This is a genomic window from Calothrix rhizosoleniae SC01 (assembly GCF_900185595.1).
In the GTDB taxonomy this organism is placed as follows: domain Bacteria; phylum Cyanobacteriota; class Cyanobacteriia; order Cyanobacteriales; family Nostocaceae; genus Calothrix_A; species Calothrix_A rhizosoleniae.
Window position 1 is genome coordinate 1 of sequence record NZ_FYBH01000188.1, and the last position, 22,699, is coordinate 22,699.

Annotated in this window: 17 protein-coding genes; 6 read left to right on the forward strand and 11 right to left on the reverse strand. The window is 37.3% G+C overall.

Translation table 11 applies throughout. From position 1 onward, the window contains the following. Positions 1-1,959: dynamin family protein (locus CALSC_RS11730; protein WP_143288232.1), on the forward strand; the 1,959-nt coding region annotated here is incomplete at its 5' end. A gap of 314 nt (positions 1,960-2,273) precedes the next feature. Here CALSC_RS11730 and CALSC_RS11735 read toward each other — a convergent pair. The 3 genes from CALSC_RS11735 to CALSC_RS11745 all read right to left on the reverse strand — a co-directional run bounded on the left by CALSC_RS11735 (position 2,274) and on the right by CALSC_RS11745 (position 4,686). Continuing rightward, complete coding sequence (locus tag CALSC_RS11735) at positions 2,274-3,146, reverse strand: MBL fold metallo-hydrolase (RefSeq protein WP_088241532.1); 873 nt, start codon at positions 3,144-3,146, stop codon at positions 2,274-2,276. A gap of 250 nt (positions 3,147-3,396) precedes the next feature. Beyond that, positions 3,397-3,696: a hypothetical protein gene (locus CALSC_RS11740; RefSeq protein ID WP_088241533.1), complete on the reverse strand. Its 300-nt coding sequence runs from the start codon at positions 3,694-3,696 to the stop codon at positions 3,397-3,399. Positions 3,697-4,122: 426 nt separating this feature from the next. Next, a complete protein-coding gene (locus CALSC_RS11745; protein WP_088241534.1) occupies positions 4,123-4,686 on the reverse strand; it encodes a DUF721 domain-containing protein in 564 nt (187 codons plus the stop codon). Positions 4,687-4,932: 246 nt separating this feature from the next. Here CALSC_RS11745 and CALSC_RS11750 point away from each other — a divergent pair, with 246 nt between their 5' ends. From CALSC_RS11750 to CALSC_RS11770, 5 genes are all read left to right on the forward strand, one after another. Next, positions 4,933-6,105 (forward strand): hypothetical protein, encoded by a 1,173-nt coding sequence (locus tag CALSC_RS11750; protein WP_088241535.1) that lies wholly within the window; start codon positions 4,933-4,935, stop codon positions 6,103-6,105. A 200-nt stretch (positions 6,106-6,305) separates the two neighbouring features. Beyond that, complete coding sequence (locus tag CALSC_RS11755) at positions 6,306-7,010, forward strand: PspA/IM30 family protein (protein ID WP_088241536.1); 705 nt, start codon at positions 6,306-6,308, stop codon at positions 7,008-7,010. 210 nt (positions 7,011-7,220) lie between these two features. Further along, entirely contained in the window at positions 7,221-8,024 is an 804-nt protein-coding gene (locus tag CALSC_RS11760; RefSeq protein ID WP_088241537.1) for a PspA/IM30 family protein, read from the forward strand. Between the two features lie 182 nt (positions 8,025-8,206). Next, positions 8,207-8,539 carry a thioredoxin family protein gene (locus tag CALSC_RS11765; protein ID WP_088241538.1) on the forward strand — a complete coding sequence of 111 codons (333 nt, stop codon included), beginning with the start codon at positions 8,207-8,209 and terminating at the stop codon, positions 8,537-8,539. Positions 8,540-8,597: 58 nt separating this feature from the next. Beyond that, entirely contained in the window at positions 8,598-9,761 is a 1,164-nt protein-coding gene (locus CALSC_RS11770) for an LL-diaminopimelate aminotransferase (RefSeq protein ID WP_088241539.1), read from the forward strand. A gap of 207 nt (positions 9,762-9,968) precedes the next feature. On the opposite strand, the gene CALSC_RS11775 is transcribed toward CALSC_RS11770, so the two are convergent. From CALSC_RS11775 to CALSC_RS11810, 8 genes are all read right to left on the reverse strand, one after another. Beyond that, positions 9,969-12,284, reverse strand: a complete 2,316-nt coding sequence (locus tag CALSC_RS11775; RefSeq protein ID WP_088241540.1) for a GumC family protein — start codon at positions 12,282-12,284, stop codon at positions 9,969-9,971. Between the two features lie 33 nt (positions 12,285-12,317). Further along, positions 12,318-13,355: a glycosyltransferase family 2 protein gene (locus CALSC_RS11780; protein WP_088241541.1), complete on the reverse strand. Its 1,038-nt coding sequence runs from the start codon at positions 13,353-13,355 to the stop codon at positions 12,318-12,320. Positions 13,356-13,412: 57 nt separating this feature from the next. Further along, entirely contained in the window at positions 13,413-14,405 is a 993-nt protein-coding gene (locus CALSC_RS11785) for a glycosyltransferase family 2 protein (protein ID WP_088241542.1), read from the reverse strand. Between the two features lie 849 nt (positions 14,406-15,254). After that, positions 15,255-16,262 carry a glycosyltransferase family 2 protein gene (locus tag CALSC_RS11790; protein WP_088241543.1) on the reverse strand — a complete coding sequence of 336 codons (1,008 nt, stop codon included), beginning with the start codon at positions 16,260-16,262 and terminating at the stop codon, positions 15,255-15,257. A 144-nt stretch (positions 16,263-16,406) separates the two neighbouring features. Next, the gene (locus CALSC_RS11795; RefSeq protein WP_088241544.1) at positions 16,407-18,032 is read right to left on the reverse strand and encodes a glycosyltransferase family 39 protein; all 1,626 of its coding nucleotides are present in this window, start codon (positions 18,030-18,032) and stop codon (positions 16,407-16,409) included. 45 nt (positions 18,033-18,077) lie between these two features. After that, positions 18,078-19,586: a rhamnogalacturonan lyase family protein gene (locus CALSC_RS11800; protein ID WP_143288233.1), complete on the reverse strand. Its 1,509-nt coding sequence runs from the start codon at positions 19,584-19,586 to the stop codon at positions 18,078-18,080. 264 nt (positions 19,587-19,850) lie between these two features. Continuing rightward, positions 19,851-20,801 (reverse strand): lysylphosphatidylglycerol synthase transmembrane domain-containing protein, encoded by a 951-nt coding sequence (locus CALSC_RS11805; protein ID WP_159460606.1) that lies wholly within the window; start codon positions 20,799-20,801, stop codon positions 19,851-19,853. A gap of 210 nt (positions 20,802-21,011) precedes the next feature. Beyond that, positions 21,012-22,699, reverse strand: a 1,688-nt coding sequence (locus CALSC_RS11810; protein ID WP_088241546.1) for a glycerol-3-phosphate dehydrogenase/oxidase, incomplete at its 5' end; no start/stop codon positions are given.

A 22,699-nucleotide genomic window follows, 5' to 3' on the forward strand; every position in this document is an offset into this window, starting at 1 on the left:
CCTGCAACTCAAGCTACTCAAAAACCCATACCTACATCGTATGATGGGTTAAAGAAATTTCAAGAGAATCGCCAACAATTAGAGAATATTTGTTATCGAATTTTTCAGATACTTCAAGATTCTCAGAAACAAGGTTTCTTATCCCATACTTTTATAGATGAAGTACAAAAAATATGGGAAAAAAATAAATCACAGCGATTCCGTTTAGCTGTTGTTGGTGAATTTAGTCAAGGGAAATCAACTTTACTGAATGCTTTGCTTGGTGCAGAAATTCAACCAGCACGAGAGATTCCCTGTAGTGGCGCAGTAACGGTTTTGAAATATGGTAAGCAAAAGCGGGTAATCTGTCATTATAAAAATGGTAGGGAAGAAGAAATTCCATTTGCAGAATACCAACAGAAAGCAAGTATTTCTGAAGATGCAGCCATTGGTTCTCTAAGTGATGAGTTAGCTCAATCTGAAATTGAAGAAATTATTTTTGAACATCCTGATTTGGAATTATGTAAGAATGGAGTAGAAATTGTAGATTCTCCTGGATTAAATGAGCATCCCGAACGTACTGCAATTACTCAACAATTGCTTCAGGATACTGATGCGGTGATTTTCTTAACTAATGCTTCTCGTTCTTTAACCCAGGGAGAACGGGATTTGCTGCAAGAATTAAAAGTTCATCTTAATGGTGGGAAAGATGATGAACCTGCGAATAATTTGTTTGTTGTATGTAATTTTATGGATTTAATCCGTACAGAAAAAGGTAGGGAGCAAATCAAAAAACGAATTACCAATTTTGTTCAGGATGAAACTCCAATAATATCAGGTAATAATCGTATTCATTTTATTTCTGCTCAAGCTGCACTTGAGGCTATTTTGATAGGTACTAAAGATGAATACTTAGAATATTTTACGGATTTTATTTCATCAATAGAAAATTTTTTAAGATTTGAACGTGGCGAACTCAAGCTGAAACGTTTACATCTAATTATCAATACACTAATACAAAAATGTGGTAATACATTGAATCAAGCACAAGATGCATTGGCAGGTAAAATACAAATATCTGCCTCGGAAAAACAGAATATTTTAGAGAAAATTGGAGAAGCTAGTGGACGCAATGTAAAGATTCATCTGTTAGCAAAAAATCTCAAAAAACAGGCATTGATAAAGGCGGTTGAATCATGGAAAGAATGGTATGAAGGTTTACGCGATCGCATTGTTACTAAAAGTAAATCTTGGTCTTCAGAACACAGCCACATTTGGAGTCAAGATCAACTGATAAAAGATTATACGCATCAATTTATTCGGGATTTATCTGGAGAAATAGATGAATGGGGAAATAAAAGACTGAAAGATATAATCCTCCAAGAACATCTAAAAATTTTAGATAATAATATTGAGTATGAATTAGACGCAATTCAAGCAGATTTTCAAAATATAGACATCCAAATCAATACTAATTTTAGCGAACAAGTTAAACTCTCAATTAATGGTATCAACGATGATTTTATGGGATTTGGAGGAATTGGAGGCGGTGTCGGTATAGGAGTTTTAGCAACTGGGTTATTAGCATTTACAGGAATTGGATTCATTGCCATAATTGTTGCTGGCGTTGTAAGTACAATTGCAGGTTCATTTGGTTTAGGAGTGTTAGATGTTGATGGAATACATGACCAAATTAAGATGAAGGTGTTGGAATTAGGATTCCAAAAATTGGATGAATCAATTGATGAAGCTACTAATAAATTAAAGGAAATTATTGATACAGTTATTGACAGCAAAGTAGACTCAGCAAGTCAAATTATTGCAGCAGCAATTTCACTTTACGAAAATCTCCTAGAACAACAGGAAAAAGCTCATCAAGAAACCCTCGAAGAACGTGAAGCTGACAAAATCTGGATTTCCCAAAAGCGTCAGGAACTTGAGCAGGTGCAAAAGGATATGGAATCAATTATTGCAGTTTGAATGTTTTCTTCTACCTTAAACCCAAAAAAGGTAGAAACAATACCAAAACATTCAACGATACAATAGAAGTAACTACAATACAAATTTAGTTATAGGAATCCGGTTTGATTATTGAAAAAATCTAGGTATTGTAGGGTGTGTTAGAACGGAGTTCGTAACGCACCAAAACCAGTCTTGATGGTGCGTTACGCTGCGCTCTAGCGTAGCCGTGCCCGGAGGACTATACAGCACCCTATGTAGGGCTTGCTGATTGTTTAACCCGAACTGAGGTTACTTATTACTTATTACTTGCGCGTAGCGCTATATCCCCAAAACTAAGCTGCTTCCATCCACTGAATACACTTTTGCAACTCTGCTCGCATTGTCTTGGCATCCCCATGATACCTGCGACCATGACCTGGTAATATCCACTCAAAGGAATAATCAGCTAACTTTGCCATCGACTTAATTTGTTCTGTCCAAGAATACCAACAGTAGTCTTTAAAAGCGTACAGATGTTGTAATCTTACAGACCAAGCCAAATGATCTCCTGTAAAAAGAAACTTATTTTTATAGAGTAAAACAGTATGCCCTCGACTGTGACCGGGAACTGGGATAATTAATAAATCTGCTGCCAATTCCAACGGTTCAAAACCAGTTAATTGAATTTCTATATCACTAAGACTTCCAGAAATTTCCTCCTCATGGAGGATGCGCTGACATTGAAAATGTTCTGCAAATTTTTGATGATCCGCCACATCATCCCTGTGAGTCAAATACATATAACGAATTCCCCCCAATGTCTGCAAACGCTTGACTAATGGAGGAGTAAACCGGGGAGAATCGATTAAAATATTGCCTTCTGGTAATTGAATAAAATAGCTACCCGCAGCAAAAGATTTCTCTGAATGATAGCCGCAATGGTAAACATTTTCCTCTATGGGAATAGGAAAACTTGACTGAGCAACTTTTATATCTTGAGGTTTTTCCACCGTACCAATAGAACTGGTAGGACAAGATAACAGTGCTTGCAATGCAGCTAATCTTTCTGCTTCATTATTTGGTTGATGATATACTGCTGACTGCTCATCTATACGAGCAAACATTTGAGGAGCCATCCACCGACAGGTATCGCAGTCAATACAAGTAGCATCTACATACAAGTCGCCATTAATATTCTGGAAGCGACGTTGATTTAAATGAGCCATGTTAAACCTTTATACCCAGTGACTTGCTTGTGGGCTATAACCAAATTAGCAAAATTAGCAAAATTACTATTGCTTCTTAAACTTTGTATAAATTAGAAATACAAAAGTTAAAATTAAAAGTCATCTTGTTACAAATTCTTAACAAATTTGCATTATATAGCACTACGCAATTACGTTAGGACATTGTTGAAGCACCAAACTGATGAACAGTAAACTTATTCCTTATTACTTACTACTTATTACTTATTACTTACACTGTTTTGACTGTGACAGGTTTTGGCTGTTGAGAATTTCCAGTAGAGCTAGCTTTTACATTTGCTAAAGCAGTGGGATTTAAACTGGAACCTATTGCTGTTTGAGCATCTGATATATTCCACGCTTCTTCAAAATCTTTCCAAGATGGCGTAAACGGGGAAACTGCTAGGGAACAAGCAGACCAACTGCCTTGAACTGGAACCCCTAGCTGTTGACAAACTCCTCCTCGCCTCCCTTCTGGCTTGTAATTACGACAATATTTGCAAGCCGAAGTCAAGGATTTAATAGGTTCCATATATATTGCCATTTTCAGACCTAATTTACATCTATCATTTATTATTGTGCTTCTAGATATAAACACTGAATAATGCCATAAACGACTTTATCGGTATAGGTTGTAGCGATCCCCAGTACTTTGTTAACTTTATATTTTTTTTATCTTTGTGTTATATTTTTCAATGATATGGTGTTTTTTACTATCTACCTATAATTTAAATTTATAACTAAGAGATTTTGACTCAAATTCATTGGGGATCAAGAGTAAAAGGAATATATCAAATATTAATAAATATAAACTTGGCATTGATAAATACATTGAGATATCAATCAATGAATATGTTTCGAGATTTTTCTCTATCAGCAAAGTATTTTTTATCACATTGATTGCTGATGAATCAAGATAGTGAAGGGTTTCGATTTTTCTATTTCCTCTTTGCCTCCGTTATTTATTTTGTCCAAATTGCTTGGCAGCGCAAAGAGAGCAAACTTGCCAGCGCTCGAGTTCTCCCTGGGGTGTAGGACATTGACATTGGGGACACAGGGGTAAAGTTTGCGATCGCTGATTAATTTTCTGCGCCCAATCTGCAAAAACAGTACGGGCATTCTGATTGATGGTACGATAATTTCTATTATTACTAGAGATATGGGCAGTACCCACATAACTAGGGTGGTCTTCCAGCAAAGCAGTTGGTTCAATTTTTGTATCGGCTTGAGGACGTTGCCAACCAGCAGTAGAAAAGCGAATATCTCGCACAGGAGCCGGTAAGACAGCATTAATCTTCACCAGTAATCGTTGACGTTCAAAAGCGAGATTTTGGGACCAGGCTGCGCTAGAAGTTGCAACTCGTAATACCCCCCGTTGAATTAATAATGGTTGAGTATGATTTGCGATCGCCTCTCCTACAATTTCCGACCATAATCGGATTAAAATTTGCAACGGTTGCTCTTCTAATTGAGCCTGGATATTTAAAGAGCCTAAAATATTATTAACTGAATTCCAAGACATTTTGCTCCATAACCTTTAATCTAGCAGTTTTATGATTTATTGATTTTGCGTCTAACAATTTTCTCCTAATAAAAATTTTTTCCTAATATTGAATCCTACTGGTACAACCCGTTATAAATAAAGCAACAATTTAAAATCGTTAAACAGTTTTCCCTATAAGCCCCATTAGTGAAGCTCTCACTTTTGGCTTTTGACTTCTAGTATATTTTTTGTTCATCCAGCAGTGAGCTGAGAAATAGGTAGACCATGAGCGACAATCCCCTGTTAAATCCCAGTGATTCATCACCTAAAACATCAGGATTAAATCCAGTGTTAGGAACAGCATTAGCAAGCTTAGAAGTACAATTAGACCAAGAATTAGCTCGCTACCGCCGCACCCGCATTGGTTCTAGAACCCCAAATCAACCCCGGATGAGTAGCTCTATTAATGGTCAATCATTAGGACTACATTTATTCAATTCTACAGAAAACCAACCTCAGTCATCAACAAATACAGAATCTAGGGAGCAAAGCCAGCTACAAGTACCAACCCCATCTGAGCAACTTCCATCTCCTGTAACCAAAAAGACTCCAACTACATCACCATCCAATTCCAGTAGTATTATCCCTGCAACCGTAAAGAATGATAGTCCAGTAAGTACTGAATTGTCAGTTACTGATACTACTAATAATTCCCAAGAGCCTGATGACTATCTGGAATCTTCAGAGGCTCTCTTACGTAGTTTAACGGAAGAGCAAGAAAAAGATAGTACTCAAGAACGAAATAAGACAACTAGTGATGGTATACTATCGCCCTTGGGAATAGGCTCCATGCTACTACTGCTACTAGCCAGTCTGACCTTGGGTTATGTATTGTTTAACCCTAAAAGCTTACCCAAGTTCAGTTTGAATGGATTATTCCAGGGTCAGACACCAAATACTGCGGGAAATACGGGAGTAGAACAAAATTCTCCTACCCAACCACAAGCTCAAGTAACTCCCATTGCCAAATACCCCAATTTAGCAGCCGCAGAATTTCCAGAAGTTAATAACCCCAATGACATAGTGGGTTTAACTCCTAAGGCTCAAGTAACTCCCATTGCCAAACCAAAACCGTTTATCGCCTCAACTCCTAACAAATTATCAGTGGCAAAGACTCAGGTAAAGCCCAAACCAAAACCGAAAAATCCTCCCAAACCCCAAGCTTCCCAACCACCATTGACAGACATCAAACCTTCAGCCGATGGTTTTTATCATGTAATTATGGATAACCAAGGCAGTAGTAGTTTGACCAAAGCCAGAAGTATTGTTGGCGATGCTTATGTATCTGATGATAATAAAGTTATCTTTTTGGGTGCGATTAAGAGTAAAGCTGGAGCACAGAAATTATTACGACAATTACAAGCCAAAGGTATTAAGGCGAGAATAAAAAAGCCTTAAAAACTAGATATTTAGGTGATAATAGTTGGAAGTGGAGGAGTGAAAAAATATAGATGTACCAGAGAGCAGAACTAATTCAAGGCTTTATTCAAAAAACGTAAAATTCACAATTTAATCATCTGAATTTTTCAGTGTGATTGGTGATGGCTATAAGAATGCTGTAACTGGTGACTGGCTAAAATATACATGGAGGGTTTGATATGGGTCTGATTGACCGTATCCAACGGGTAATTAGGGCAAATTTCAACAGTTTGGTATCAAAAACTGAAGATCCAGAAAAAATTCTGGAGCAAACTGTCATGGAAATGCAGGAAAACTTGGTAAAACTACGGCAAGCTGTGGCTGCTGCGATCGCTAGTCAAAAACGTACTGAACGTCAAGCAAATCAAGCCCAGTCTACAGCAGAAGAATGGTATCGCCGCGCTCAATTAGCCCTACAACAAGGAAATGAACCTTTAGCCAGAGAAGCCCTGACTAAGCGCAAAGCATATGATGAAACCGCCACGGCTCTTTCTCAACAAGTAGAGGAGCAAAATAATGTGGTGAGCAAACTCAAAAAAGATATGCGGACTCTAGAATCCAAAATAAATGATGTTAAAACTAAAAAAGATATTTATATTGCCCGTGCTCGCTCTGCGGAGACTTCAGCACGACTCCAGGAAATGCTCAATGGAGCTGATGGTACGGGTGGTTTGAGTGCCTTTGAACGTATGGAGGATAAAGTTTTACAGTTAGAAGCACAAACAGAAGCTATGTCTTTAAGTGGTACTGATGATCTAGAACAAAGGTTTGCTTCTTTAGAATCTGGTAATGATATTGATGCAGAATTAGCCAATATGAGGGCACAGCTTACCAGTGGTTCCGAAAAACCGCAGCCCAAGCAATTACCCAATCCAGATGAATAAACTAACCAACTTGATGAGAATCCTATCGCCCAGACGGATGGGTAATTCTGTGAAAAGAGGTTAAATTTAAATTGGGCATCTTAAGAATAAAGAGTTGTGGTCAGCCACCAATCCAATCAGAAATGATTAAATTGAAATAAGTAGCTATTTAAAATAGTAAAAAAGCGAACTGCCCACAAAGCGCGTAAATCTATATACAGGAAAAAAATTATGGGATTATTTGATCGCGTTAGACGAGTAGTAGGTGCTAACCTCAACGATTTAGTTAGTAAAGCCGAAGATCCAGAAAAAATGCTGGAGCAATCTATCCTGGAAATGCAGGAAGACATGGTACAACTGCGCCAAGGTGTAGCTCAAGCAATTGCAGCCCAAAAGCGTACAGAGAAGCAATACAATGATGCTGACAAGGAAGTCAACAAGTGGCAGCGTAACGCTCAGTTGGCATTACAAAAAGGCGACGAGAACTTAGCACGACAAGCACTAGAGCGGAAGAAAACTTTTAGTGAAACCTCTACTACTCTTAAGGCAAGTTTAGATCAACAAATTGCTCAAGTTGATGGCCTCAAGCGTAACCTAATCCAGTTGGAAAGCAAAATTTCTGAGGCAAAAACCAAGAAAGAAATGCTCAAGGCTCGGATTACTGCTGCCAAAGCCCAAGAACAATTGGGAAGTATGGTACGTGGTATGAATACCAATAGTGCAATGGCAGCTTTTGAGCGCATGGAAGAAAAAGTTCTCATGCAGGAAGCTCGTGCCCAATCTGTAGGTGAGTTGGCTAGTGCTGATTTAGAAAGCCAATTTGCACAACTTGAAAGTAGTGATGTTGATGATGAATTGGCTGCTTTAAAAGCACAAATGTCTTTACCTGGAGAAGCACCCAATCAACCCCAATTACCCCAACAAGCTACTAATAACCAGCAGCCTAACCCCCAATCTACCCCCCAATCTCAAGAACCAGTAGATTCTCAGCAAAAGGAGTTGGATGAACTGCGTAAGCAGTTGGATCAAATGTAAATTTTTGATACTTTTTTTGAACTTATTCCCACGCCGGATTGGTTGTGGGACTTTTTTTTGCGTCTCTTTAACAAGAGAAAATCTAAAATCTAAAATTCAAAATGGTGGAATAGTCCTATGGGATTGGGATAGAGTAGTGTAAGTGCCAATTTTATAATTAAGACTGCCTGATGGAGACTGGAATGAGTAAGGGTGTAATAAACATCAGCGATGATGAATTTGAAACAGAAGTTTTAAAGTCCGAGCAGCCAGTATTAGTTTATTTTTGGGCTTCTTGGTGTGGGCCTTGCCAATTAATGGCACCACTGATTAATGCAACTGCAAACAATTATAGCGATCGCTTAAAAATTGTCAAAATGGAAGTTGACCCCAATCAATTATCAGTTAAAAAATATAAAGTGGAAGGTGTGCCAGCTTTTAGACTCTTTCAAGGGGAGAATCTTCTCGGTTCTGCTGAAGGAGCAATTGGTAAGGAAAAGTTACTCAGTTTTATCGATACTCACTTAAAAAAATAATTAGTTAACATGTTATGAGTTATGAGTTTTTGCTGATAACTCATAAATAATCAGAAAAATGCAATTTGCCAAACGTTTACAACCTTTAAAATCCAACGTATTTGCTGACATGGATATAGCTAAGGCAAAGGCTTTAGCTGCGGGAAGAGAATTGATCGATTTATCGTTGGGTTCTTCCGATTTACCTGCCGAGAATCATGTGATTGAAGCAATTACTCAATCTTTACATGACCATAGTACTCATGGTTACTTACTATTTCACGGAACCCGAGAATTTCGTCAAGCTGCGGCTAGTTGGTACGAAAAAAAGTTTGGTATCAGTGTTGACCCCGAAACTGAGGTACTACCCCTAATTGGTTCTCAGGAAGGTACAGCTCATTTACCCCTAGCTATATTAAATCCTGGGGATTTTGCCTTATTGCAAGACCCTGGTTATCCTTCCCATGCTGGGGGCATTTACTTAGCCAGTGGTCAAATTTATCCCATGCCACTCAAGGCTGAGAATAGTTTTTTGCCGGTGTTTGCCGACATTCCCCCCCAGGTATTGGCAGCATCGCGGATGATGGTACTCAGCTATCCCCATAATCCTACCAGTGCGATCGCACCATTATCTTTTTTCCAATCTGCAGTTGCCTTTTGTCAGCAACATAATTTAGTGTTGGTGCATGATTTTCCCTATGTCGATTTAGTTTTTGGGGACACACAAATACCTTCTATACTGCAAGCAGATCCAGAAAAAAGTATCTCCATTGAATTTTTTACCTTTTCTAAATCCTATAATATGGGAGGCTTCCGCATTGGTTATGCCATTGGCAATGCCGAGTTAATTCTCGCCTTACGCCAACTTAAGGCAGTGGTTGATTTTAATCAGTATAAGGGAATTTTGAATGGTGCGATCGCAGCTCTGACAGGTTCCCAAACAGGTGTAAAAGCTGGTGTAGAAAGATTTCGTCAGCGTCGAGATGCTTTTATTAATGCCTTGCATCGTATAGGTTGGCATGTACCTACACCCGAAGCAACAATGTATATATGGGCAAAATTACCAGAACCTTGGGCTAATAAATCGGTGGAATTTTGTACTCAGTTAGTGGAAAAAACAGGGGTAGCTGCTTCACCTGGAGCTGGTTTTGGCAAATCAGGAGAAGGTTATGTACGTTTTGCTTTAGTACATGAACCATCAGTATTAGAAATGGCTGTGGAGAGGATTAGGGAGTTTTTGTAGAAGACTGTGAACCCAACAACCATAATTACAACCTAAAGTACAAATTTAATATTTACCTCATAAACGCTCTCTAAGTTGATTAAATAACCTCAGTTCGGGTTAAGGATGTTTATCCAACGTTAATTGGCAGAAACAACACAAGTACGTTGACAGATACCAAAATCGAACAAGGCTATCATAAGAATTTCAGCTTATACCGAACTCAGGTTAAATACTGACCTGATTAGCAACGATACCCAAAGTTGGTAATTTGCTATGTTCTAAATGCTCCAAGGCTTGTATAAATGCAGATTTTTTAGTTTTACCTATTGTGGCACACATCAAAGTAGCATCTGTATGGGTAGCAATGAAAGTAGCTTCCATAGAACTGAGGACATCAGTAGTATTATAAATCACTAAATCAAATGTTTGTGAAAATTCTGCCATTAATTCCCCCATCCTAGCAGAAGTAAGTAATCTAGCAGAATGTGATATATATGTGCCAGAGGTCAAGACAAAAAGATTATTTTCCAGAAGCGGTTTTTGGATTACATCTTCAAATTTAACTGGGTAATATAATAGATCACTAAGGCCTTTCAGATTTGGTAAGTCTAAATGAGAATGGACTTGAGGATAAGAGAAGTTTGTATCTATTAACAGAACTCTTTCCCCTGCACCAGTTGCTATTTGAGCTAATTGCAAAGCAATTTTAGTACTATCATCTCCTGGTTCTGCTGCACACATAATTAATGAATTAATCGGTGAATTGGAGAAGCCAAAACGAAGATTACTGTATAGAGAATTATAAGCATCAATGACGGGGAAAACATGCTTATTGCCTACTTCTGCCTGTATAAATTGTTTTTCTATTGACTGGATCAAATCCCCTGATTTTATTCTTGATTTGATTGCTTTATCAGAACTATTGTCAACTGGAATTTGACCCAATAAAGGAGATTTAATTATATCTTCCATATCCTCAACAGTATAAAAAGTATCCCGTGATTTTTCTATGAGTACAGCTGCCGTGATGCCAAAAAATAAGCCACCAAGTAATCCCATTAATAATTTCTTGTTAGATCCACTCGAAATTGGTAATGGATTGCCAAAAGCATCAAGGGGTATATGAGGTTGAGAAATGATTTCCCAAGGGACTTGACTTTGTGCTGCTTCAATACGTAGAGTTTCTCGTTGAGTTAATAATTGATTAAGTGATCTTTGAGAAATGTCCAACTGTCGTTGAATCTCATTGTACTTCCTGACTACATTGGGAAATCGTTGTGCTTGTTGCTCAAAATATTTTTTGTCTTTGGCTAATGCCTGATTGCGAATTTCTAGTAGTTGAATTTGGTTTGCAGTATCAGTTAGTTTCTGAATCATTCCAATACGGATAGAATTCTGCAAAATCAGTATAGAAGCATTTTTAGCTTTAGCTTCTGTGAGATTTTGTCCCAGGATGTCCTGGGTTTCTTTATTCAACAAACTGAGTAAGTTTTGGCGTTGAGCATCTAAGGATTGAATATTGGGGCTATCAGAACGGAAACGAGCAGATTGGATGGCAATTTGACTTTCTATCTCCTTTAATTTTGCCAGTAACCTTTGATAGTTAGGATCTTGAGTCAAAGTTGATGCCACAATAGCTTCATTCGGCGTTAGTTTTAATTGCTTTTCTAAATTACCCTTCAGATTTTTTAGCTCCTGTAACTCCCTGTTGGTATTTAATTGTTGGAATTCCAGGTCTCTAACTTTGGCAAATAATGATTCTCCTTTCCCTGCTGTATCAATAGTTCCGTTCTGTTCTTGTATTTTTTGCAACTCTCTTTGTAAAGTGGTTACTCGTTTATACAAATTTGGGAGTTGTTGTTCAATAAATTGAACACCTTGACCGATACGACTTTTGCGCTCTTCAAGAGAATAACGTAAATACTTTTGCGCTGCTGTTTCCAAAACTAACTGCACAGTTGTAGGATCAATCCCTTGGTAAGTAATACTAAGAATCTTAGTTTGAGCAGAACGACTTGCTCCACCAAGACGCTTAACTTTTAATCCTTCTTTAATTTGACCACTACTAATACCAGTATCAGAATCCTGAGTTTTTATTTCCTTGACAATATCAGACAACATCCCTGGACTAGTTAAAATTTGAATTATAGTCGGGTAATCTAAATTTAATAGTCCCTCATTAGGTACTCCTCCTGTACGAGTTAGTGTGCTAGGGTCAGATAATTTTTCTGCAGACGTTACAGGCTCAACTAAAAGCTGAAAGTTACCCTCATATATAGGCAAAGATTTGCTATTTAAATACCAGCCAGTTGTAGTTGTTAAACTGGTAATGCCAATAATTAGTATTGCCTTGCGTTTAGCAGTCCTCAACAGCCAACGTAAGTCCAAACTTTTCTGAGAAGATGGATTATCGCTTTCCTGAGATTCTAATGGTATTTCTTCTAATTGTTTAGCCCTCGCTTGAAACCAAGAATTATTGTCAATTTCAAGATTCTGGTTCTGCTGTGGTTTTATTTGAGAATCTATATTATTGGAACTCATAGCATATGAATTATACTTTTATTGATTTGACGCTTAAATATAGTTTCTATGTTGAAGACCATATTGTTTTTTGAAATTTGTAATTATATTTTTCAAAAATGCTTTGATTTGAGCAGCCTTGGTGTAAGTGCTATCCCATCTGCAGAGAGCAGAATAACGTACCACAGACCACAAGCAGAGAATCTTTTGCCAATTACTGATCCGTGCAGCCCAAGCAATCGACAAAAACAGAGCAGGGACGCGCAAACCAAGAGGATCGTCTAATTCTTTGTAGCGTTCAAGTCCATACTGTTTCATTAACTGTTTCTCGTCTATCTCATTATCCCAAAACACCCAACGACGGTGAGCAAGACATTTAGGTATATGGGCGAATGCACCCATAATACTTAACTCCAGAGACAACACTTGATCCATGCAGGGTACAAACTGTAGCTGCTGAGTTTTCATTAGTGTTTCCCGTCGTATCATGGTGTAGATGGGATCAATAAAACCAACGTCAGCATTAAAAAACCAGATCATACGTTGAAATCGGGCGTAAGCTAGGGAGGAATCTGGACGTTCTCCTTTGTATTCTTGATAGTAACGAGAGCCATCATCACAGGTGAAATCCTGAAAAGTGGTAACAGCAATGGCATCTGGGTTTGTTTCCAGAACCTCTACACATTGACAAGCATAATCAGGCTCTAGCCAATCATCAGAACCAATCCAGCGTAAATATTTACCTTGGGATAGTTTTAAAACTTTATTGAAGTTGGCAATTTGACCAATGTTTTCCTGGTTGCGATGATATTTGACTCGATAGTCATGGCGCGCATATTCCTGACAAATTGCTGAGGTTCCATTATCAGAAGCATTATCACTTATGACTATCTCAAAATCTTGAAGTTCCTGATTTAGCAAAGAATCGATCAGCCTACGTAAGTATTTTCCCTCAGCATTGTAAACAGGTAAAGCAAAGCTGACTAAGGAGCAATTTTTCTCTTCTCTTGATTGAGTGGAAGAATTAGCCTCAGTCCCAAGATTCTGATTTAACCCAGCTTTAATCTGAAAATCATTATTTATGGAGTTCATAATAAATTAAATTACAAAATGTAAGTTACTGTTATTAAAATATCAATGCTAACTAACTCATTTATATTCCACTAAGTTAATACCTCTTCCTAGTAATCTATCGAGATGAAACTTGATTTGACCTTGTACTCCAGGAAACTTACTCAAAACACAAAATAGAGCATAAATTACAGCATCCTGTGTATCGAAACCTTTTTGTAAACTGTCGCAATAGCTACGATAGACAATTACAGGATAAACAGTGAATAACAATAGACTCAAGCCACTAGTTGACCAAGCTGTTGCCAAACTTAGCAGTGGTAAGATCAGACCCAATAACCAAATACTCCGACTTTCCTTAAGGCAATGACCCTCTGCACTGTGACCATGTAGCCAAAAACCTTCAGCATAAGCATGACCAGCTCGTAAAGAACGTTTCCACCACTGACTAAAATTAGTCATCCGTGCATCATGCAAGGTCATATGCTTATCAATACGCAAAATCTTCCACCCTTGCTGACGTAGCCTGACGCATAGCTCTGGTTCTTCACCAGCAATGAGACTGGGGTTAAAACCATTAACCTGTTTAAAAGCTTCTACACGCATCATGGCATCACCACCACACATTTTGGTTTCGCCAATAGGTGTATTCCATTCAATATCACACAACTGATTATAGATAGATATACCTGGAAAGCGTTCTTGTCGACGACCGCAGACTACAGCAGTCTGGGGTTGGCTTTCAAGTTCGCGTTGAGCAGATTCTAGCCATCCCTCAACAACCTCACAGTCGCCATCAACAAATTGGACAAATCTGATTTGCTGATTTAATGTTAATAAATGATCAAGTCCCTCATTTCTTGCACGAGCAGCTGTAAAGGGTATAGACAAGTCTAACTCAACTACATCTACCTCTAAAGATTTGGCAATTTCTACACTACCATCGGTGGAACCAGAATCAACATAGACAATCCCAGAAACCTTATCCACCACAGACATCAAGCATTGTTTTAGGAGTTGACCTTCATTGCGTCCAATGATGACGACTCCAACTTGCTGTAAAATTTTCATTATGAGTAAAAAACATTTTAAATTAAAAAATATAGGCTTACGGTTTCTCTATTATTTTAGCCGCAATTTATACCATAATAAACCTAATGAAATGAGTCCCCCACAAGCAGCTCTGAGGTCGCATCACACTTTTCATGGTTTTTAATTGGACGGAATTTCAAAGATGTATATGTGATACTTTAAAATATAATTTTCATCTACATTACAAGTCAGAATTTTATGATTGCTTATGAGAAAAATAAACAATGGTTTATTTACGACAATTAAATATACTTAGACTGAAAATTTTAGTACACAAAATTCATAATTAGAAATGTCCTCAATTTTAAACATTAATTTGTATAAAAAAGATTCTGTAGATTGTAATTATACTTAATTCTGAGTCATGTCTTGATAACTAAAACTTCATCTATTAAGCTATTAGGTAATTTCCTCCCAAAAAATAAGTACTAGTTCTATATGTAATCAAGTATATCATCTACATTTAGAATCAGAAGCCAATCAATAATATTTTTTAGTTAAAGTAGATACTAATTTTGTATAAAGTATATTGGGTTTATGTTTTCTTTGATACTGGTGTGGATTTATCTCATTTTAATTAATTTAAGTAAAAATATTGTTTTCAAAATAATCATAATATTTCAGTAATAAATTATTGTTTTTTGAATCTAAACTTATTACTTTCAGGACTTACGATATAGTCAAAATTGGTAATTAAGTGCGTGATACTACAAATCCTAATCTACCTTAATCAAAGTACCACACACCCTACTCTGAGAAATTTGCCAGTAGTATAGTTCCTGTATACTGATCTTATGGCTGGAATAAAAAAGAATAAATTGGTTACAATTAAACCCGATCTCCTAGTATTTCTCTGACTCTGTAAATGGGTTTTCCTTGTGATTCATGGTAAGTACGCATGAGCAGTTCGCCCAAAAGACCAAAACAGAATAACTGTATACCGGTAAAGACTAATAGTTCGGTCAAAATTAGTAATGGTCGTTCACCAATACCCTGATTGAGAAATAGTTTCAGGAAAGTCAAATAAATTCCTATCAAAGTACCGATGACTAGAGATATCATTCCCAATGATCCAAACACATGCATCGGTCGTGTTAAGAACTTTTTGATGAAAAATACAGTAATTAAATCCAGTACGACCCTAATAGTGCGACCAAGTCCATATTTGCTACTTCCATATTGACGTTTATGGTGATTTACTGGTAACTCAGTAATTCTTGCCCCTTCAATAAAGGCTAAAGCTGGTAAGAACCTATGTAACTCTCCATAAAGATTCATATCAGCTACTAATTCTGAACGATAAGCTTTCAAAGAACACCCATAGTCATGCAGCTTAACTCCAGTAATTTTACCAATCAACCAGTTGGCAATTTTAGAAGGTAACAAACGGGTTAAAGCTGCATCTTGACGATTTTTACGCCACCCACTGACTAGATCATAGCCTTCGTCTAGTTTAGCAAGCAGCATGGGAATATCAGCTGGGTCATTTTGTAAATCACCATCTAAAGTGATAATAGTCTTACCCTGTGCATAATTAAATCCAGCAGCCATGGCTGGGGTTTGACCATAATTGCGTCGCAGAATAATTGCCCGCAAACATGGGTAACTGAGTGTTAATTTTTTCAGTAGTTGTACGGAACCATCTTGAGAACCATCATCAACGCAGATTAGTTCGTAGCTTAATCCAGTGTTATTTAAGCTCTCAGTTATAGACTCAATTAATCGGGGTAGGCTTTCGACTTCATTGTAAATAGGCACTACTACGGATATTTGTAATTTGGTGGTATTTACCAGAGTCGGCTCTTGATATTGTTTGGAGAATAATGAATTGTGCATGTTTTTTATAAATAGTGATTGATAATTATTAAAAGCAATAGTTATACTAAAATTATAATCTGTGCTAATACTGGATCAGTGGCCGATACATATGAAATTAGTTTAGCAATAAAAGCAGCATAACCAAAGTGATTCTTTTATCATCTATGATTCCGGATTGTTATCTGAATTATATGAGTCAGTTGGAGTTACTAGAACTACATGAATACTATTATCAGAATATAAATAACTACGCTTAGTTTCGCTTTTAAATTTTTTACCAACAAGCCTTTCTGATATCCAATCGAATCTTTCTTGATTACAAAAAGAATGCCAGCAAATCTGCCATAAGCGAGATTGATTTACTGGGATATTACTAATTTGTTTTTCTAGTGTACTTCTATCAACAACTATCTGAGAATTTTGAGGTAAGTTAATATTATATACTGGAATTTTGCCATGATAGTAACGATTTAAAGAGTATTTAGAAATATTATTAGGTTCATGAATAACAATTAAATCACCTGTTTTCCCATTGTTGTTAATTATTGATGCTACACCTTGCCAATCTGGACGATGTAGTTGTGTATAGTAGTTTATTAACCCCCCACTGACTGCAAATGTGTACATAATAGCCACCACAATTGCTAGTGTTTTTTGCCAACGCCAAACTAATATAAAACCTGCTGCTAGAAGAATTAAGAAATAGGGGGCTATAAATAATAGATAGCGATCGCGCCATATGGAGCTAAATAAATAAGATATTAATAAAATAACTCCTACTGGCAATATTCCCCATACTGCTGTCCAAACTATTTTTGGAGCAAAGGATCTCTTTCTGAGACTTATTATCAGGGCTATACCCAAAAGACAAACAAGTACTAGGCTATAAATACGATTGTAAAACAAGTTGACTGTGGCCTCTGAGATCAGATTTTGCCATAATCCCTGAGATGAATTTGGTATATATTGCAGTAGTGAATTAGTCCTGGATGGAATGTTATGATGGTCTGCCGTAAACGATGATAGTGTGGTTATGATCCAAAAAATGGAAGGTTTTGGCCATTCATGGTGCTGAGTCATAAATTTGGAAAAATCTTTCCCAACAAATAAGTATGCTGCTGGTATGATTAAAAAACAGCCAATCAAGGAGAATCCCTTTCCTAGTAAGAATAACCACCGACGTTCTTTTCTAAACCTCCAACAATACAAAATTGTGTCAGGTATTAACATTAGGACATTAAGTGGAGCAGTCAAAGTCGCTAAAATGCGGGTAATAGCCCACCATCCCAGTAAAATTTTACTAGGAGACTCCAGCAAATAACTCAAGATTAAGGTTCCTACAAGGCAGAGGCAAGTACTCAGAGTATAAAATCGTATTTCTTGAGAATGATTAATAAATAGTGGGGAAAAAGTCATCAACAAAGCAGAAATTAGACCAACAGCCCTTCCAGCCAAACGATGACCAAGATAATATATTAGAAAGACACTACCTATGCCGAATAAAACTGCCAGTCCTCTAAGCCAAGCATCAGTGGTGCCAAATAGCATCCAAACACGTAAGAGTGCATAATAAACTGGTCGGATGCCAATTAAATCAGTTAGCTTAAAGTTTTCAGCATCTCGGAAACTAAAAGTTTCATCAATCCAAAGACCCTCCGTATCTAGTTGATAAAGACGCAATGCAGTAGCCAGTATTAAAATTAAGGTGATAGGAAACCATTGGCTTAACTGTTTTTTTGTAATATGTATTTTTGGCAATATTGATATTTGTAAGTTTGTTAAACTCATATTAGTTATTTGGTTTTATATATTTTTTAAGTAACATTTATTAGCTTATGGATTGTAATAATTCCAAGTCATTTTGCTACGACGGTAGTGGGGTTGAGACCATAGTCGTGGGCGATTAAGATTAGGATTTGGTTCTGGGTTACTGTAAACCCGTAATTGATTACCACTGAGGACTATTAACTCCTCGCGCCAATCCCCTGATATATCTGCCACGTAAAGTCGATCTGCTTTTTCCTGGAAGCGGTGAATAAATTGACCGTTAATTGGGTTAAAAATTCCAATGTCTCCAGATTTATGACGTTCTTTAGCGGCAGCTAATTGTCTTGAGTCTCCTGTCCAGTCAATAGTAAATATGACTTCTACTCCTTTGCTGGTCCAGCCTTTTGGTGCAACATCATCCATGTTATAGTTGGCAATCAGTTTGCCTTGGGCATCAAATACAAAGGGTTTTTGATGTTCGTTATAACGGCTACGATTCCATATTTCTAAACCTGGACGACTGGGGTCTAAATCACCAACGACTGCATTTTGCGGCTCTTGATGTTTATAGTGAGTTGTCCATATAAGGCGATCGCGATTGTAAAGAAAGACTCGATTAGCTTCTTGGGTTAATTTGTTAGTAATATTATTGCCAAAATTAGAAATGAAGTTATTGCCGGGGATAACACGTTTATAGTTATCTCCTCCTTCTTCTAGTACTACAACCTCTAATCCTGGAATATCTGGACGCACATCAGCCACAAAGAGAGAATCAATGTGACCTTTTAGAGGAATTTTCAATAAAAGTTTTCCGTTAGGTGCAATAATTGTTCCTCCCAAAACTTCATCTTTGCCATCTCCGTTCAAATCAGCAACCCTTGCCCCACTGTGAGCACTGGCAAGGAAGTCATCTTGCGTCCATAATGGTTTGGGTTTGTTGAGTTTGAGTAAATCGTCAATTGCATAAGCTGCTAAATATCGACCCATACGATAGCCCTTAGCATTAGTTGTTTGGAGTAACAAATCGCGATCGCCTTTACCTCGAAAATTAGCAATTACCAAATGTTCCCAACGTTCTGTACCTGCTGGAGATTCAAGCTTGATACTTCTTTTGATATTTCCATTTTTACCTTGAACTATATGAAGGGTCTTGTCTTTCTTTAAGAACAAAACTTCAGTATTTTTATCCCCATCTACATCAGCCACTTGGACACCCGCTCCGTGCAATCCAGGTAATCCCGTGGAGTTAGCTTTTCCAGTAGTTACCTGGATGTCGAGCTGTTTAGCCCATAGCTTTTGCCCAAGATGATTGTAAACTACGATATGACCGGGTTTGGTAACTATGAAGTCTTTCTGACTATCACCGTTGACATCCGCCACAATCAAACCCCCTGCTCTGTCGTATTGAGCCGGTAAATCTAATTCAATAATCTGAGGCTTGATTTGGGAATAGGCTAATTTGTTTGTTTTTTGATTAGAAATATCTGCATTGGACTGACCTAAACATCCCCAACTCAAAAAACTAAGAGGTATAAGTAGTAAGTTAATTCTAAATTTAATTAAATAAGTCAGCATGATTTTTTTAAATAAACAAACATAATAATAATTTATGGCTCTTCACTCAGATTTATCACGGAATTTTAAATTAACTGTCAACATAAAAACTACGGAAGAGCGAAATATGTAAAATTAATAGTTGTTATTAGCATAAAATCCTACAGAACATGAGATTAATTGCAATAAAACTAAAATTTAGTGAAAAACATAATTTATTGCTGTGAATCTCATTAACAGCAATAAATATAACTGATTTTTGATATTATTTTATCATAACCAAATCTACTTACGAAGTGCATAAACGATTCCACCGACTACTCCTTGAAGTATCGTAATACCGTATACCAACCAAGCAAAGGCAACAGCTTCAGGTTTGGAAACACCATAGCTGAGAAAGAAGAAGGCAAAAATACTCTCTCTAATTCCAATTCCATTAATAGAAATGGGCAGCATCATAATAAAAATAGACAAAGGTATAATTAGGAAAAAATGATTAAAAGGAATAGGAAACTCTAGTGCCATAGCAATTAGATAAAAGTGAATTATCACATTAGTCTGCAAAAGCACAGATAGCCCAAAAGCTCTGTATAGTATATCCTTCTGACCTTGAAAGGCCAGAAAAGGATTGATAATTTTTGCTAAAAAATTCTTTAATAGTTGTGAATAGGGAAAGCGAAGTGTCTTGATGAGCATCAAAATCTTCTCAGAAGGCATAAAAACCATCCAGATAATTGAAATCATCACTGTAGTTCCCAAAAGCATCCAAAGATGCAAAAAGGGAAGATGGGCACTCAGTTGTCTAGACATAAACATTGCACTAACAGCAAATAGTATCAATGCTAGTAAGCCCAAAAACCGATCTATAAAAATAACAGCTACTGCCCCGACTTTGCCTGTTCCCAAGCGCCAAGAATCATATGCTCTCACAGTATCGCCACCAATAATAGATGGCAAAAAGTTATTAAAGAAACTGGTTACGACATAAGACTGAAACAAAAAATGAATGCTAGCGTTTATTCCTTGAGCTTTAAGTAGTATGCGCCACCGTAGAGCACTTACATAATAACCCAAAAATTTGAGAAAAGTTGCTACTAAGATAAGGAATAGATTAACGGAACCTATGACCGAAAAAATTTCCGCTAGATTTGTGTTCTGCAAAATCCAGTATATTAGCGTTCCAGAAACACACAACTTAATTGCTGTGAGAATAAACTTCTTTTGCTGCTTAGCCAAAATTGGTTCGCCCTAAGAATTCAAAAAATGTAAATAAATATAGTTGTTTCGGTTTAGGAATAATTGATGGACAACGATTGACTTAAAGGATTTACAATTTATTCAAGTACCAAACATATTTTGCTATTTATTAATAGCAGCTTATTTAATTGGTATTTTATTTATATGCAAATCCCTAAACTCAATTCCTCACTATTATCAAAACTGCAATTACTGGTGGCATAAAATCTCAATATTTGGTCGGATAATATAGCTCTTGGCTACTTCCGATAATTCAGCTTCAATTCGTGCTTCATTCCAATCCAGTTCTTCAGCCATAAGTTGAGCACATAGGCGAAGTGGCTCCATACCTGGATAACCTAAAGTTCCCAAATCGGTTCGTCGCAAAACAACGTCCACCAATTTTTCAGCCATCTGTTCGCGCACTGCATATATAACTTCTGCTTGAATGATATTGCTGTTGGGTATTACTTCCTTCCACACAGGGTTTTCATCTAAGTATGCTAGCACTTTTGAATAAGCGGAACCATAAGTACGTACAAGATGACGTATAACCTCAGCACTCAATTGGTCTGCTTCTTTAGCAACTGCTTCTTCCATAAAAGTATTCATGTATTCAATATCTCCACCCCATACAGGAGTATCTTGGGTACGACATTTAACCGGTACTCGTTTTAACTTGCGCCAAACTAAATCTATAGCCTTTTGTGCTACATCACGAGCAGTCGTATATTTGACACCAACTATACTAATAAAACCTTCTAGACCATCTTCTTTCAGATGATCCAAGATAAAATAATGTTTGCGAGGTGCTGCCGAACCTTTTTTATCTGCTGGTATAATGCCCCACAACACATGCAGTACATCTTCGCGACACAATTTTGCAGATGGGTAACCTTCATTGATAAGATTGATATAGGTTTGAATCTCATCTTCTGAGATAGACACTTTGTCGGGGTCGTCATCACATGGGAGGTGCAAAGAGCCAACTAAGGAATGACCCCGCCAAGGAATGGCAAAAGAAAGATTAGACTTTTTATTAACAATCGCATACTCATCGTCATAGATTGGCTTGTGAGATATGACTAAAGCGTGTTCTTTACTCAATGGGCGTGTAATTAAGCTAAAAGCTTTAGAACCGTGAATACCGTAGCTTTTAAACTTTTCTCCTGAAAGATTTAATGTTTTTGCGGCCCAGGGACCTGTAGTATTTAATATAGTTTTCGCACGCACAACTATTGTTTGTCCACTGACTAAATCTTTTGCCTCTACACCAATGACAGCATTTTCAGATTTGATAAACTCCGTAACTTCCATATAATTAGCTACTTCTGCACCCCTTTCATGAGCTGACAAAATACGTGATAGGGTTAATCGCTCAGTATTGTGCATTTGTCCTTCAGACCAAACCATACCACCAGTTAAACCTTCCGACTTTATACCGGGCATTATCCTCAATACTTCTTCCCTGGAAATAATTCGCGAGTTAGGTACACATCGAGCTGGATCTTTTTTTCGCCTGCAATCAATACTGAATAAATCATAAATGGAAAAATACAGGGTCATGGTCTCTAATCCTTTGATACCATGTCCATAGATTGGAAACATATAGGGCTGCTGATCGATTAAATGAGGAGCAATATCTGCAATTAAAGAACGTTCCCGAATTGATTCCCGCATACGCTTAAAGTCAGCATGCTGTAAATATCGAGATCCACTATGAGCAATTTTCGCACTGTTGGAAGAAGTTGCCCATCCAAAATCAGCCCTTTCTAAAAGAGCGACTTTGAGACCCCTCAGGGAAGCATCCCAGGCACAAGCTGCCCCATATACCCCACCACCCACAATCAGTAGGTCGTATTCTTGTTGTGCTAGTTTTTGAATATCTCGTTTCATAT